Source organism: Nonomuraea fuscirosea, from assembly GCF_003001935.1.
GTDB classification, from domain to species: Bacteria; Actinomycetota; Actinomycetes; order Streptosporangiales; family Streptosporangiaceae; genus Nonomuraea; species Nonomuraea fuscirosea.
The window spans coordinates 766,860-780,604 of the sequence record NZ_PVNG01000002.1; the positions used below are offsets into that span (position 1 = coordinate 766,860).

The following is a 13,745-nucleotide window of genomic DNA, read 5'->3' on the forward strand; positions in this document are numbered from 1 at the left end:
GCCAGGCCATGTCACTGAGGAAGAGATCCCTCGCGCTGGCGCTCATGCTGGTGGTGCCGATGTTCGCCGTCACGACCGGGACCGCGCAGGCCGCGCTCATCACGTACTGCAACCGCGAGATCGGCAACAACGTGGAATGCGGCAGCGCCTCCTCCTTGTCGATCACCGGAGGCTCCGTCGAGGCGGCCAGGGGGGCGGACGTGTACCTCTGGACCGACTCGAACGTCTCGAACACGACGTACAGCTCGAAGGGGGCCTCCGGGCACACCACGATGACGCACCCGCGGCTCAGCCCGGCGTACAGCACCTGCAAGTTCGTCCTGTTCAGCGGCAGGGCGCCCATCCTGTGCAAGTACCGCAACTGACCCCCGTCCCGTCATGACGGCGACGCCGTCATGCCCGGGCCAAGGCCGTCGCGCGCATCGCGCGGCGGCCTTCTCACGTCCGGATCCCAGCCGCCCAGTACAGGCCGCCTCGTCGCGAGGAGCCTTGTCCGCGCCTGCCCTGACGTGGCATGCTGTCGGCCACGTCTGAAGTGACACGTGTAGACTCCGGGAACGACCTGGTCAACCGGCCAGAAGGAGCAGCCATGAAGAAGAGCCTGGCCCTCATGAGCCTCCTGGCCGTGCTCGCGGCGGCCGGATGCGGATCAGGGGACGCCGGTGCGAACACGCTCAGCTTCCTCGGTCCGGAAGACCCCAAGACCTTCCAGCCGGTCATCGACGGTTTCGAGGCCGAGCACCCCGGGGTCCGGATCGCGTACACGCAGATCCCGTTCGACCAGCTCAACAGCACACTCCAGCAGCGGCTGGCCGCCGAGGACGAGACCATCGACGTCTACACCGTCGACCAGCCGCGCGTCTCCGCCCTCGCCGCCCGCGGCTTCCTGGCGGACCTCAGCGACTGGAAGGACCGCGTCAAGCAGGCGGCGCTGCCCGCCCAGTACGACGTCAACGAGTTCAGGGGCAAGCTCTGGTCCGTGCCCATCTGGACCTCCGACCAGTTCCTCTTCTACAACAAGACCCTGCTGAAGCAGGCCGGTGTCACTCCGCCGTCCAGCGATCCCGCCGAGCGCTGGACGTGGGAGCGGACCGTCGAGGCGGGCAGGCAGGCGCAGGCCAGGGGCGGAGCCCAGTGGGCGCTCATCCCCGAGCAGATCGAGCAGTACTACCAGCTGCAGAGTCTGCCCGAGTCGCTCGGCGGCGGATCCGGCATCACCGGTACGGACATGCTCACCCCCGCCCTGACCACCGAGGGCTGGATCAAGGCGATGACCTGGTACCGGGACCTGTTCGCCGGCGGCCTCGCGCCGCGCGGGGTGGGCTCGTTCCAGACCTCGCCGCTGTTCACCGAGGGCAAGGTCGCCTTCTTCGCCGGCGGGCCGTGGGACGTGGGCACGTTCGGGGCGGCCAAGGACCTGGACTGGGGCGTGGCGCCGTACCCGTACTTCGAGGGCGGCAAGCAGGTCACGCCGACCGGCTCGTGGTCCTGGGGCATCAACCCGGCGTCCAAGAGGCAGCGGCTGGCCCGCGAGTTCCTGGAGTACGCCGCCCTCAACCCCGAGGGCAACCTGCTGACCACCAAGGCCAGCCCCATCATCCCGGCGAACCGGGCCGCCTTCGAGAAGTACGTCCCCACCCTCGACGCCCTCGCCGGCGAGAAGAGCAGGGGCGCGGGCGAGATCCTGACCTACGACGCCGATCACACGGCCGTGGCGCGGCCCCGTTCGGTCGGCTACATCCAGTTCGAGGACATCATGACCAAGACGTTCGCCGACATCCGCAACGGCGCCGACCCCAAGACGCGGCTGGAGCAGGCCGCGCGGGAGGTCACCACCGCCTGGGCCCAGCTCCGATGACCACCCCGCCACCCACCTCGACGCGGCTCCCCACGCCGACGCGACCCACCACCCCGAGGCGGGCCCGGCTCGCCGACCGTCCGGCGGCGATCGCGCTGGCCTTCCTCGCCCCCGCCCTCGTCGCCCTGCTCGTCCTGCGCCTGCTCCCGGCCGGGATCGCGTTCGTCAGCAGCCTCAACCACACCAGCCTGCTCACCGGCGAGACCTACTTCGTCGGCCTGCGCAACTACGCCACGCTCTTCACCGACCCCACGTTCCTGCAGAGCGTCCGCGTCACCCTGCTGTTCAGCGTGATCGTCAACCCCTTGCAGATCGCCGCCGCCCTCGCCCTCGCCGTCCTGTTCACCAGACGCTTCGCGGGCGTGCGGTTCCTGCGCGTGCTGGTCATCCTGCCGATCGCCGTCCCGCCCGCGGTCTCCGCGGCCGTCTGGAGCGTCGCCTACCGCCCCGACGGCCTGCTCAACTCCCTGCTCACCGTGCTCGGCCTCCCGCCGCAGCCCTTCCTCACCTCGCCCGGCCAGGCCCTGTGGTCGCTGATCGTGCTGCTGTCGTGGATCGGCGTCGGCTACTGGATGATGTTCCTGATCGCCGGCCTCCAGGACATCCCGCTCTCCCTGTACGAGGCCGCCGCCATCGACGGGGCCTCCGCCTGGCGCCGCTTCTGGCACGTCACGCTGCCCCTGCTGCGCCGGCCGCTGGCGTTCGTGCTGGTGGCCGACACGGTCGCGAACTTCCTCGTCTTCGCCCCCGTACAGATGCTGACCAACGGCGGCCCGGAGGGCTCCACGAACGTGACCATGTACGACATCTTCACCCGCGCCTACACCGTGGGAGACCTGAGCCTGGCGCAGGCCGAGGTGATGCTGCTGGTGCTGCTCGTCCTCGCCGTGGTCGTCGTCCAGTTCCGGCTCCTGCGCGGGAAGGACTGAGCGCCCGTGTCCAGACGCCTCTACACCCTGCTCGCCACGGTCATCGGGCTCGCCTTCGCGCTGCCGCTGCTGTGGGCGCTGTCCAGCTCGCTGCGCGGCGGGTCGGAGATCTTCCAGCACATCTCGCGGCTGTCGTGGGAGACGCTCGTACCGGCCTCGCCCACGCTCGCCAACTACGGCGCCCTGGCCACCGGCGCCTTCGGCCGCGCCATCCTCAACTCCCTGCTCGTCGCCCTGGTCACCGTGGTGGCCGGCCTGCTCATCTCCGCCGCGGCGGCGTTCGGGCTGTCGGCGCTGCGCTTCAGAGGACAGGGGGCGCTGTTCGCGATCGTCGTGCTCAGCTTCCTCATCCCGTTCGACGCGATCGCGATCCCGCTGGCCACCCTCTTCCGCGACTGGGACCTCACCAACACCTACGCCGGCCTGATCCTGCCCGGCCTCGGCCACGGCCTGGCCATCTTCCTGCTGCGCCAGTTCTTCCTGGCCATCCCCGGCGACCTGGTGGAGGCCGCCCGCATCGACGGCCTGGGGTGGTTCGGGGTGTTCGGCCGGATCTACCTGCCGCTCTCCCGGCCCGCCCTGGTGAGCGCCGGCCTGACGCTGTTCATCTTCCAGTGGCAGTCGTACGTCTGGCCGCTGCTCATCGGCACCGGCACCGACCACCAGCTCGGGCCGATCGCGCTGGCGAACATGCGCGGCCAGTTCACCATCGACTACGGTCAGCTCTTCGCCGGCTCGATCGTGCTGACGGTGATCCCGCTGCTGATCATCCTGCGCTTCCAACGGCACTTCACCCAGTCCATCGCCACCACCGGCCTCAAGTAGCCGCACCACCTCCGTACTGACCGGCCACCTTTCGTCACCCATCACCGACCCCTCGGAGAAACCTCCATGGCCTCCTCTGCCCCCATCCACCTCGTCTTCGACACCGACATCGGCTCCGACGTGGACGACGCGCTGGCGCTCGCCGTCCTGCTCGGCTCGCCGGAGGCGGACCTGCTCGGCGCCACCACGGTGTACGGGGACACCCGGCTCAGGGCCCGCCTGACCAAGCGCCTGGCCCGCCTGGCCGGCCGCGCCCTGACCGTCGTCCCCGGCGCCGCCGAGACCCTGACCGGCAGGCCCGTCTGGTGGGCGGGGCACGAGGGCAGGCTGTTCACCGACCTGGACACGGAGAGCGCCGACCCGGGGGACGCGGTGGCGTACCTCGTCGACCGGGTCACCGCCGCACCCGGCGAGGTGGACGTGGTCGCCGTCGGCCCCCTCACCAACATCGCCACGGCGATTACCTCGTCACCCGCCTTCGCCCGCGACGTACGGCACCTGTGGATCATGGGCGGCCGCTTCGACACCGCCGAACCCGAGCACAACCTCAAGTGCGACCCGGAGGCGGCCGCCGTCGTCTTCGGCTCCGGCGCGCCGATCACGGTCACCGGCCTGGAGATCACCACCACCGTGCGGCTGGACGCCACCGACGTCGCCGCCATCGCCGCCGCCGGACCGCTGGGGGAGGCACTGAAGGCGGAGATCGAGCAGTGGTGGCGCTTCTGGAACGAGGAGTGGAACTGCCCGCACGACCCGATCACGGTGCTGACCCTGCTCGCACCGGACCTGTTCACGTTCAGCCCGGAGGGCCGGGTGACAGTGGACCCCGAGGGGACCAGCAGATTCGAGCCCGGAGAGGGCCGCACCCGCATCACCACCGCCGCCCCGGCGAAACGAGTGGCCCAGGAAATCGTCCACCGCATCATCGCCGCGGCCTCCTCCACCTGACCGCCGCCGCCCACCCTTTCCGGCCCTCCAGGGCCGGCCGGTCAGACCGTTGGCCTGTCCACGAGCTTGCGCAGGAAATCCTGGGTCTCGGAATCGACCGCGTAGAGCACCACTCCAGCGAGCCCTCGGGTCAGAAGCACCTTGTAGGTGTTGCGGACGAGCCGGTCGAACTGCTCGTGTGTCACGGTCGACTTCGTCAGATCCCTGTCCTGGCTGCCCGCGCGGTCGGAGACCATCCGCCCGCCGCGGGCGAGGAGATCAGGCCCGATGATCACGCCGGCCCAGTCGAACTCCAGCCCTTGGGCGGTGTAGACGCAGCCGAGCTGGCCGAAGCCCCCCGGGGAGGTCGCCCAGATGTGACTCGGCGGGGCCTGTCCGACCTTGGAGGTGCTGTTGGCGTTCCAGGGGCGTTCCCAGCCATCGATCTTCACGTCGGGGACCAGGGTCCTGTCCGCGTTCGGCTTGCTCCACGGCCAGCAGTAGCCGGCGGTCATCCGCGCGGTCCAGCCGTCGGCGAGCTTGTCCCCGAGCACGGCCTCCATGTGGGCCGGCGACTCGGCGACGATCACCTCGAAATTCTCATCCCCTTCCCACGGCTCAGGCAGGGCATCGCCGTCCCACTCCGCGTCCTCGCCGCCGAGACCGAGCAGCCGTCGGACCCAGAGGTCGTAGGCGACACTGCCTCCGCACCGCCACTGACCTTCGAGCGAGATGTGGTGGTGACGGACGTTCAGCCGCTGGGCGTGAGCCTTGATGGCGGCAAGGGTGCCCACCTCGCCGGGCTTGACCACCTGATGTTCGTCGAGGAAGAAGACAGGCACCCGGGCGGCGTTGATCAGGTCCTCGATCTGCGGGTTGTCACTGCACTTCTCTCTGCGGAAACGGTCGAAGGACTTCAGCCGGGCGCGATGCGCTTCGTCGGCGATCAGGATCTCGGCCTCGTTGGGGCGCGCCTGTGCGAAGTCGTTGAAGTACCTGAAAAGGTTCCGCAGCTCTTTGTCGCTGCCCGTGACGAAGCGGCGCATCGTCTCGGTGAAGGCCCTGGACCCGGTGGCATACCACGTCTTGCGCTTGTCCTGGGTCATGTAGCGCAGAAGTTCCATGGCCACCGCGGTTTTGCCGCTGCCGGGACCGCCGGTGATGGTCACGACGCGTTTGGTGTTCGCGGCGAAGGCGCTTTCGACCGCATGGCGTACGGTCTCGAACGCCGTCTGCTGCTGGTCGAGGAGGATGAAGGTGTCCCGGCCCTTGAGCACCTCTGCGGCCTTCTTGAGCAGCGGCTGATTCGGCTGGACCCGCCCGTTGAGCAGTCGCTCGGCCGCCTGCCGTCCTTCGCCATCGCCGAATCGGCTTTTGAGGTAGTCGATGAACGCGCTGCGCTCCGTCTTCGTGTACAGCCGCACGTTCTCGTCCAGGGCCAGCTTGAACAGGTCGCGCACGCTGTGCCGGGTCGCGTTGTGCAGATAGACGACGCCTTCCACGGCTTGCGGATCTCCGTCCACCGCGCTGCAGTTCTCCACGAGCCGCCGGCGATAGCCGGACACCTGGATCACCGGATGGGTGTCGTACTCGTTCCGGCTTCCCGGCACGACCACCAGCTTTTCGTTCTCTTCGTACAGTTCGGCCTCGCTCCACTGCTTGAGCTCGACGACCACGAACAGATCCTTGCCGGTGTGTCGATCGGTGCCGGCGAGTACGGCGTCCGCCGAGCTGCGCCTGTTGTGGGGCATCGGGTATTCGAGCATCACCTCGACCTGGCCGAGCCCGGCGTCGTGCAGATCCCGGACAAGCGCGGACACGCTGTTGGTCCACGCCCGTAGCTGGCTCTTGGTCGCCGGTCGCCCCGTCTGAAGCTTCGTCGCCTCAGAAAGAGCGGCGGTGAACGCCTTCTCCATCTCCGACGCGGGCGTGGACAACGATGCGAAGAGCATGTCCACGGACCCTCGGTAGGCAGGTCCGGGTGGCTTGGCCATGCGTTACCCCCAGGGCACGAGTGATTCGTGCGGTGTGGGGGCGTGTCCGGATCACCGGAAGCCCGTCGGGCCGCGTATGACGGTGGTGCTGAACTATGCGGCGGGCAGCAGCCGCCTCAGGAACGTCTGGGTCTCGGCGTCGGCCGAGTAGAGGAGGGTGCCGAGCATCCCGCGGGTCAGCAGGACCTTGTAGGTGTTCCTGATCAAGCGGTCGGCCTCCTCATCATCGGTGCCGCGGGTGAGAGCCGGGTCCCTGCTCGCCGCTCTGACCGTGATCAGCCGCCCGTTGCGGGCGACCAGGTCGGGCCCGATGATCACGCCGTTGTAGTCGTACTCGAAGCCCTGAGCCGTGTAGACGCAGCCGACCTGCTCGAAACCGCCGTCCATGGTCGCCCACAGCGCGCTCGCGGGCGCCTGGCCCACGGCTCGGTCGCCCTTGACGTTCCAGGGGCGGGTCCAGTCGCCGATCCTGACGTCGTGGACAAGAGTGTCGTCCTTGCGCGGCTCACTCCACGGCCAGCAGAAACCGGCCGTCATCCGGGCGGAGTAGCCCGCGTCCAGCTTCGAGCGGAGCAGGTCTTCGAGCCGCCGGGGAGAGTCGGTCGCGGCGACCGTGAAGTGATCGTCCCCCGTCCACGCTTCAGGGAGCCCGGGTCTCAGCCCGAGCAGGCTCAGCACCCAAGTCTCGTAGGCGCGACTGCCTCCGCAGCGGAACTGCTCGTCGAGGGAGATCTCCTGCACGCGCACCCCGCGAGCCCGCGCGTGTGCCCTGATCTCGGAGACGGTGCCCATCTCCCCAGGCCGTACGACCTGATGCTCGTCGAGCAGGAAGACCGGCACCCGCGCCGCGTCGATGAGTTCGTCGACCTGCCGCCGGTCGCTGCGCAAGTGGGCGGCGGTGTAGCGGGTCTGCGAGGTCTCCCGGATCCGATGGGCCTCATCGCAGATCAGCACGTCGAGGTCGTCAGGACGGGCCTTCGTGAAGCCGTTGAAGTATTTGAACAGACTCTTCACCTTCGACGATCCCCGGCCCGGCACCCGTCGCAGTGTCTCGGTGAACGAACGGGACCCGGTGGCGTGCAGGACGGCTCGCTCCTGCCGCGACAACTCGCCCAGCAGAGACAGGGCGATGACGCTCTTGCCGCTGCCCGGCCCGCCGGTGACGATGACGACCTCTTTGGAACCCGCCCGCCGCGCACGCTCGACGGCGTGCATGACGAGTTCGTAGGCCAGGCGCTGCTCGGCGAGGAGGACGAACTGCTCCCGTTCCTTGATCTCCTGGGCCGCGAGCGCGAGCAACCGCTTCGACGGACGGATCGTGCTCTCGAGTAAGCGGTCGGCGGCGTCGGCGCCGGGCCGGGGCGCGAACTGGTCACGCAGGAATCGGAGAAAGTCCGCGCGCCGGCTGCGGGAGAACATTCGGGCCCGCCCATCACCCGCCGCCGGGTACAGATCCCGTACGTCGGGGTCGGCCGCGTTGTGCAGGTACGCCACACCGATGAGGGCATCGTCGCGCCCGTCGAGCACCTCGGTGAAGTCGGCGAGGTAGTCGCAGTAGCCCTGCACCTGCAGTGCCGGATGCAGCCGGGGAGCGCCCGGCCAGCCCTCCACCAGCACGAGCTCGGGATCGTCCTCGTACAGCTCGGCCTGGCTCCACTGCTTGAGCTCCACCACCATGTAGGCGTCGCGCCCAGTGCGCGGGTTCACACCCGCGAGCACGACGTCGGCGCGCTTGCTGGTCAGCGGAAGCTGGTATTCGATCAGCATCTCGACCGCGCCCAGCCCGGCGTCGAGCAGGTCACGCGCGAGCACGGGAAGGCTGCGGTCCCATGATCGCGACTCCGCGGGGGACGGACTGATGTGCGCGGTCCTCCCGAGGTGCTCCGTGATGGCCTCGCTGAGCCGCCGCTCGGGGATCGAAGCACTGGTCACAAGCTTGACCAGGCTTTCGGCGGAGCGCCGAAACGCCGTCACGGACCTACCCCCAGGCAGCACGAGAGACTCGTGCGGTATGGGGGCGTGTCCGGAGATCAGCCGATCTGCGGAAGCCCGTCGGGCCGCATCACTACGACAGGCAGATTACCTCGATCAACCGACGTTTTCCGGCGAAGGCGGCCCGTCGCTCCACGGGGCCGGATCGCCTGCCGTCGAGCCGGGACCGTGGCGGTATAGATGTGGAGGTCAGCGGCGGAGGTGGGGTTCTGGGCAGCCGCAGGAGCCGCGGGTGATCAGGGTGGCGGAGAAGATCTCCGTCAGGGGTTCCTCGTTCTCCTTCTCGATCGCCGCCACCAGGGTTTCCGTGGCGCGGCGGGCCATTTCGTCTATGGGCTGGCTGATCGTGGTCAGGCCGGGCACCGTGTACGCCGCCTCTCTCGCCCCGTCGAAGCCGACCACCGCCACGTCCTGCGGGACCCGGAGGCCGAGGTCGGCGGCGGCGCGCATGGCACCGATGGCCTGGGTGTCTATGGAGGCGAACAGTGCCGTGGGGCGCTCGGCCGAGGAGAGCAGGCGCAGCGCCGCGGTGTAGCCGCCCTCCAGGCTGAACTCGCCCTCCGCGATCAGGTCGTCCGCCCTCAGGTCGGCCGCCGTCGGTTCGGCCGGGGTGAGCGGGCTCGTCGCCGGTCCGGGCGGGAGGAGGGCGGACTCGCGCAGGGCCCGTCGCCAGCCGATGGCCCTGAGGCGGACGGGGGTGATGTCGAGAGGGCCGCCGACGTAGCCGATCCGCCGGTGGCCGTGCTGGACGAGGTGGCGGGTGGCCTGGTAGCCGCCCTCCTCGTCGTCCACCGCCAGCCGGGAGAAGTGGGGCGGCGCCGTATGGTCGATGGTGACGACCGGGACGCGGCCCCGCATCTCCTCGGCCCGCTCAGGCGCGATGGGCACGCGCATCAGCACCAGCCCGTCCACCTGGTGCTCCATGAAGCGCCTGACGTAGCCCTCCGCCCGCATCGGGTCCTCGGCGGAGTTGCCCAGCAGCACCGAGTAGCCCCGCTGCCAGGCCACCTCCTCGCAGGCCCGGGTGAACTGGCCGAAGAACGGGCTGGTGCCGCCGGTGTTGCCGGAGGCGATCACGCCGATGGTCCACGTACGGCGGGCGCGCAGCGACCTGGCCACCGCGTTCGGCCGGTAGCCGAGCTCCGCCACCGCCGCCAGCACCCGCCGCCTGGCCGCCTCGGAGACGGGCTTGGGCCCGTTGTTGATCACGTAGCTGACCACGGCGGGGGAGGTGCCCGCCAGACGCGCCACGTCGTTGCGCGTCACCATGCTCGTCCCACCCCGGCTCTCACGAGCACAGCTTACGGTCCGGCCGCGGCAGGCGGGCGGCCCCTCCGGCACCGCCGCGGCCGCGTGAGGCTGTGCCGGCTCAGTCGTGGCCCAGGGAGGAGTACGCGGCGGGCCGGCCCGTGTCGGGCAGTTTGCCGAGTTTGTTCACCTCGTTCGTCAGCCCTTCCAGCACCGCCCGCAACTGGACCTGCGTGACCTCGGCGAAGGTGCGCAGGTAGGCGATCCGCCGTTCGAGTTCCTCGGCGTCGGCCGACTGCTGCCCGCCGCTCGACCGGTAGACGTCGACCGCCTGGTTGCCGGCCTCCTCCGCCTGCTGCTGCGCCTCGTTCAGCATCTGCTCGTACTGCTGGCGCGCCTGGCCCACCAGCCGCCGGGCGTAGTCCTCGGCCTCGGCGATCTGCGCGTCGGCCGTCTGCTGGGCACGGGACAGCAGGTTGACCGCGTCGACGCTCAGCTTCTTGGCGCCGGAGTTGTCGACGTCGGTGCCGCGCTCCTTGTACCAGTTCTTCAGCCGTTCGACCTCGGCGCGCAGGTCGGCCTTCTCCATGTCGCCGGTGGCGATGTCGTCGGCCACGCGGTACAGGAAGGCCCGTACCTCCTCCTCGCTGTATCCGCGGTGCCCGAGCTTGGTGCGGGAGAAGTCCTTGTTCCGCACGCGATCAGGGGTGAGGCGCCGATGGTCGTTCGACGGGCGCTCTCCCCACGGCGTCTCTACCGTCACGGCTCCCTACCTCCAGCAGTGGTGAACTCGTCGAAGCGGATGAGCTCGGGCGGCACGCCGGCGTCGAGGAGCCGGGAGACGGAGTTCTGCACCATCTCCTCGGAGCCGCAGACGAAGACGTCCTGGCCGCGCCAGGCCTTCAGCGCGACGTCCACGGCGTGGCCGTGCTCACCGCTGAAGAAGGCGTCGCGGGACACGACGGGGACCACGCTCAGCCAGGGGTTCTCGGCCTCCATCTTGGACAGGGCCTCGAGGTCGTACAGCTCGCGGGAGGTCCTGGCGCCGACGAAGAGGCGGACGCCCCTGGGCGGACCCTCGTACGCCACCTGCTCGACGAGCGCCTTGAGCGGCGCCAGGCCGGTGCCGCCCGCGATGAGGAGGAGCTCCTTGGACTGGTTCTGGCTGAGCGTCAGCCGGTCGCCCACCGGGGCGCCGACCTTGAGGATGTCGCCGCGCTGCGCCCCGTGAACGAGGGCGGTGCTGACCGTGCCGCCGTCGACCACGCGTACGTGCAGGTCAATAGAGTTGTCGCGGCGCGGCGCGTTGGCGAAGGAGTAGAAGCGCCACAGCTTCGGCCGCAGCGGGACCGAGACGGAGGCGGACTGCCCGGCGCGGAAGGCGTACTGGTAGTTCAGGCGGGCCCTGATGACCGCGATGCCCGGCGCGCGCACCTCGTGCAGGATGATCTCGCCCTCCCACCAGGGAGGCGTGACGGCTGAGGACTCCTCGGCCGCCTCGGTCATCACCTTCGCCACCAGCCCGTACGCCGCCGTCCAGTCACGCGCCAGGGCGGGCGTCCAGCGGTCGCCGAGGAAGTGCTCCAGGGTCGCGAGCAGCGCCTGCCCGACGGCCGGGTAGTGCTGGGCGAGCACGGCGAACTTGCGATGGTCGCGGCCGAGCTGCTGGAGGAACGGCACCACCTCGTTCACCCGGTCGACGTTGCTGACGACGTGCCCCAGCGCGTTGACGAGCCGGTCGCGCTGGGTGGCCATGGACACCGGGAACAGGGCGCGGGTCTCCGGGTACATGAGGAATAAGGCGGAGTAGAAGAACAGCGGCACCTGGTCACCCGACTGGGCGACCAGCTGCCAGCTGCCCTTCAGGGCTTGCGTGTCCACTTATCCCGCTGCCCCTACGGGCTTTTCCACGATGGAGCCGCGCACCTGGCCCAGCACGGTGGCGACATGCCCGACGAGGCCGTCGTCGGCGCCGAAGTCCTCGCGCAGCACGGTGACCAGGATCCGGCCGACCCGCTCGTAGTGGTCGCCGGTGATACCCATGCCCCGGTGGGCGTCGCCCAGGTCGTGACCTTCGTAAACCTCCGGGCCACCGAGGACGGAACAGAGCAGCATGACCATGTGCCGCTTGAGCCGGACCATGTCGACCCCGTCGAAATACGGCTTGAGCTCGGCGTCATCCAGCACGACCACATAGAAGCGGTCGACCACGTCGCGAATGGTCGAAGCGCCGACCTGCTCGTAGTACGAAGCCATGGGAACTGCAAACCTCCTGAATGGAACGACATTTTCCTGCGTATCAACGCGTGGTTAATGTGCTGGTTTAGTGGCGTCGCCGAATCCCTTCCGACTGGACTCTCCTCAGTCGGGTGCCTGGGTACCCTCCGCGGCGGAAGCCTCCCCCTTGAGGCGTACGCGGGTTCCGGGCCAGGCCCGTACGGTCATGACCTCGCCGTCGCGGTGGCGACCGCGTCTGGTCCGAGTGCCATTCATGCCCCCATGATGCGGACTCTGCGCCGGGCCCTGTACCGATGCCGGCTCTTAACCACCGGATTTTCCGAGCACGTGAAGATGTGTCAGAAACATTAGGGGGTGAGCAGACCGCCCGCAACCCGTATGGAGACGACAATGGCCGGTTTTTCGGACAGCCATTCCGTCTTTCAGTGTGATTCCACGCGGAAGGCTCGATATCGCCTGTTCAGGGAAGAAAGCACGCTCCGTGGGTTACCGAATGCGCGCGTCCGGCCGCGAAACGTCAACGTGCCCGCCCGGCCGAACCGGGAAACGTCACGCGGCCCGCTTATCCGGTCACGAGTTGAACTGCGGGTTGGTCAGCGCCCTGCCGAGCGGTTCGAGGGTCAGGCCGCCGAGGCCGAACGGGTCGGCCAGGATGTCCTGCCGGCCCTCGAACGCGTTGGCGGTGAGCGCGTACAGGGGGATGAGCATGAATGAGGTAGGCGACGCTCTGCGTCTGACCGGCCGGGCCGCCCGCCGTGAGCGAGACCACCAGGTCGTACGTCTTCAGCAGCGTCACCAGCGACAGCACGATGTTCACCGTCACCGACGGCCCCAGCGCGGGCAGCGTCACGTTCCTGAACACCTGCGCGCGGGTGGCGCCGTCGATCCTGGCCGCCTCGATCAGCGAGTGCGGCACCGCCTGCAGCCCGGACAGGTAGAGCACCACGTTGACGCCGAACCCGGCCCAGGCCAGCACCGCGATCATGGTAACCGTGGCCCGGACCGGTCGGACAGGAACGGGATGACCTGCCCGCCCCAGGTCGTCACCAGGTTGTCGACCGCGCCGGTGGTGCCCAGGATGGCCGACCAGAGGAAGCCGACCACCAGGGCGCTGAGCACGTGCGGGTGGAACAGCACGATCCGGAAGAACGTGTTGGCCTTCGAGGCGCCGTTGACCAGGAGGGCGAAGCCGAGGCCGAGCAGGCCGAGCCCGGCCGTGCCGGCCGCCGCGACCAGCAGCGTCACCAGGGCGGCGCGCTGGAGTTCGGGGTCGTCGAGGAGCTTGACGTAGTTCGCGGCGCCGACGAAGGCGGGGTCGGCGCTGAAGCCGTCCCAGTCGGTCAGGCTCAGGTAGAGGGCAAGGCCGGCCGGGATGATCAGCATCACGACGTAGAGGACGGTGGCGGGCGCCACCATGAGGGCGCTGGCCCAGCCGTCGTGACGTCCGCGCCGCTGGCGACGCTGCGGGAGTGGGCGGGGCGCAGCATCTCCGTGATCCCGGAGGTGCCGCCGAAGTTGCCGTCGATCTGGAACGGCGTGTCCGTCGAGGGCGCGGACGAGGTCACCCTGCTCATCTCCATGGGCTCCGGCTACCGCAGCTTCAAGGACGTGGGCGGCGATTCCGCCGAGGTCGCCGGGCGGCACCTGGAGCAGGCGAGCGGGCGGCCGTACGACGCACTGCCGACCGACGAGCGCATCGCCCGCCAACCTCACGCTGACCTTCCCGGGACCGGC

The 13,745-nt window shown here is 69.3% G+C and carries 14 protein-coding genes and 1 pseudogene; 5 read left to right on the forward strand and 10 right to left on the reverse strand.

Annotated elements, in window-relative coordinates; genetic code table 11:
• Positions 1 to 8 precede the first annotated feature (8 nt).
• The 5 genes from B0I32_RS06915 (at position 9) to B0I32_RS06935 (ending at position 4,560) form a co-directional block, all read left to right on the forward strand.
• Positions 9 to 365: a hypothetical protein gene (locus tag B0I32_RS06915; protein WP_106235953.1), complete on the forward strand. Its 357-nt coding sequence runs from the start codon at positions 9 to 11 to the stop codon at positions 363 to 365.
• A gap of 224 nt (positions 366 to 589) precedes the next feature.
• Positions 590 to 1,858 (forward strand): ABC transporter substrate-binding protein, encoded by a 1,269-nt coding sequence (locus tag B0I32_RS06920; protein ID WP_181307099.1) that lies wholly within the window; start codon positions 590 to 592, stop codon positions 1,856 to 1,858.
• Positions 1,855 to 2,787 carry a carbohydrate ABC transporter permease gene (locus B0I32_RS06925; protein WP_106235957.1) on the forward strand — a complete coding sequence of 311 codons (933 nt, stop codon included), beginning with the start codon at positions 1,855 to 1,857 and terminating at the stop codon, positions 2,785 to 2,787. Before B0I32_RS06920 ends, B0I32_RS06925 begins: the two co-directional genes overlap by 4 nt.
• A gap of 6 nt (positions 2,788 to 2,793) precedes the next feature.
• Positions 2,794 to 3,612, forward strand: a complete 819-nt coding sequence (locus B0I32_RS06930; RefSeq protein ID WP_106235959.1) for a carbohydrate ABC transporter permease — start codon at positions 2,794 to 2,796, stop codon at positions 3,610 to 3,612.
• A 66-nt stretch (positions 3,613 to 3,678) separates the two neighbouring features.
• Positions 3,679 to 4,560 (forward strand): nucleoside hydrolase, encoded by an 882-nt coding sequence (locus B0I32_RS06935; RefSeq protein ID WP_106235961.1) that lies wholly within the window; start codon positions 3,679 to 3,681, stop codon positions 4,558 to 4,560.
• Between the two features lie 41 nt (positions 4,561 to 4,601).
• Here B0I32_RS06935 and B0I32_RS06940 read toward each other — a convergent pair whose 3' ends face one another.
• The 10 genes and pseudogenes from B0I32_RS06940 to B0I32_RS61595 form a co-directional block, all read right to left on the reverse strand.
• Positions 4,602 to 6,491: a DUF2075 domain-containing protein gene (locus B0I32_RS06940; RefSeq protein WP_245955643.1), complete on the reverse strand. Its 1,890-nt coding sequence runs from the start codon at positions 6,489 to 6,491 to the stop codon at positions 4,602 to 4,604.
• Positions 6,492 to 6,626: 135 nt separating this feature from the next.
• Positions 6,627 to 8,507, reverse strand: coding sequence for a DUF2075 domain-containing protein (locus B0I32_RS06945; RefSeq protein WP_181307101.1), 1,881 nt, complete (start codon positions 8,505 to 8,507; stop codon positions 6,627 to 6,629).
• Between the two features lie 207 nt (positions 8,508 to 8,714).
• Entirely contained in the window at positions 8,715 to 9,794 is a 1,080-nt protein-coding gene (locus B0I32_RS06950; protein WP_106235962.1) for a LacI family DNA-binding transcriptional regulator, read from the reverse strand.
• A gap of 100 nt (positions 9,795 to 9,894) precedes the next feature.
• Positions 9,895 to 10,536, reverse strand: coding sequence for a DivIVA domain-containing protein (locus tag B0I32_RS06955; protein ID WP_106235964.1), 642 nt, complete (start codon positions 10,534 to 10,536; stop codon positions 9,895 to 9,897).
• Entirely contained in the window at positions 10,533 to 11,654 is a 1,122-nt protein-coding gene (locus B0I32_RS06960) for a globin domain-containing protein (protein ID WP_106235965.1), read from the reverse strand. The genes B0I32_RS06955 and B0I32_RS06960 overlap by 4 nt, the downstream gene beginning before the upstream one ends.
• Complete coding sequence (locus B0I32_RS06965) at positions 11,655 to 12,029, reverse strand: group I truncated hemoglobin (RefSeq protein ID WP_106235966.1); 375 nt, start codon at positions 12,027 to 12,029, stop codon at positions 11,655 to 11,657.
• 552 nt (positions 12,030 to 12,581) lie between these two features.
• Positions 12,582 to 12,719 carry a hypothetical protein gene (locus B0I32_RS59665; protein ID WP_245955644.1) on the reverse strand — a complete coding sequence of 46 codons (138 nt, stop codon included), beginning with the start codon at positions 12,717 to 12,719 and terminating at the stop codon, positions 12,582 to 12,584.
• A gap of 64 nt (positions 12,720 to 12,783) precedes the next feature.
• Positions 12,784 to 12,996 (reverse strand): annotated as a pseudogene (locus B0I32_RS61590) (carbohydrate ABC transporter permease); the annotation flags it as partial.
• Positions 12,993 to 13,427, reverse strand: a complete 435-nt coding sequence (locus B0I32_RS06975) for a carbohydrate ABC transporter permease (protein ID WP_106235969.1) — start codon at positions 13,425 to 13,427, stop codon at positions 12,993 to 12,995. The gene B0I32_RS06975 and the pseudogene B0I32_RS61590, both read right to left, overlap by 4 nt.
• Entirely contained in the window at positions 13,394 to 13,591 is a 198-nt protein-coding gene (locus B0I32_RS61595; RefSeq protein WP_425438083.1) for a glycosyl hydrolase family 95 catalytic domain-containing protein, read from the reverse strand. Before B0I32_RS61595 ends, B0I32_RS06975 begins: the two co-directional genes overlap by 34 nt.
• Between the last annotated feature and the right edge of the window lie 154 nt (positions 13,592 to 13,745).

Coding starts and splice junctions, on each gene's coding strand:
- B0I32_RS06915 (WP_106235953.1), top strand. CDS start 9: ATGTCACTGAGGAAGAGATCCCTCGCGCTGGCGCTCATGCTGGTGGTG.
- B0I32_RS06920 (WP_181307099.1), top strand. CDS start 590: ATGAAGAAGAGCCTGGCCCTCATGAGCCTCCTGGCCGTGCTCGCGGCG.
- B0I32_RS06925 (WP_106235957.1), top strand. CDS start 1,855: ATGACCACCCCGCCACCCACCTCGACGCGGCTCCCCACGCCGACGCGA.
- B0I32_RS06935 (WP_106235961.1), top strand. CDS start 3,679: ATGGCCTCCTCTGCCCCCATCCACCTCGTCTTCGACACCGACATCGGC.
- B0I32_RS06940 (WP_245955643.1), bottom strand. CDS start 6,491: ATGCTCTTCGCATCGTTGTCCACGCCCGCGTCGGAGATGGAGAAGGCG.
- B0I32_RS06950 (WP_106235962.1), bottom strand. CDS start 9,794: ATGGTGACGCGCAACGACGTGGCGCGTCTGGCGGGCACCTCCCCCGCC.
- B0I32_RS06965 (WP_106235966.1), bottom strand. CDS start 12,029: ATGGCTTCGTACTACGAGCAGGTCGGCGCTTCGACCATTCGCGACGTG.
- B0I32_RS59665 (WP_245955644.1), bottom strand. CDS start 12,719: ATGCTCATCCCCCTGTACGCGCTCACCGCCAACGCGTTCGAGGGCCGG.
- B0I32_RS06975 (WP_106235969.1), bottom strand. CDS start 13,427: ATGGTGGCGCCCGCCACCGTCCTCTACGTCGTGATGCTGATCATCCCG.
- B0I32_RS61595 (WP_425438083.1), bottom strand. CDS start 13,591: ATGGAGATGAGCAGGGTGACCTCGTCCGCGCCCTCGACGGACACGCCG.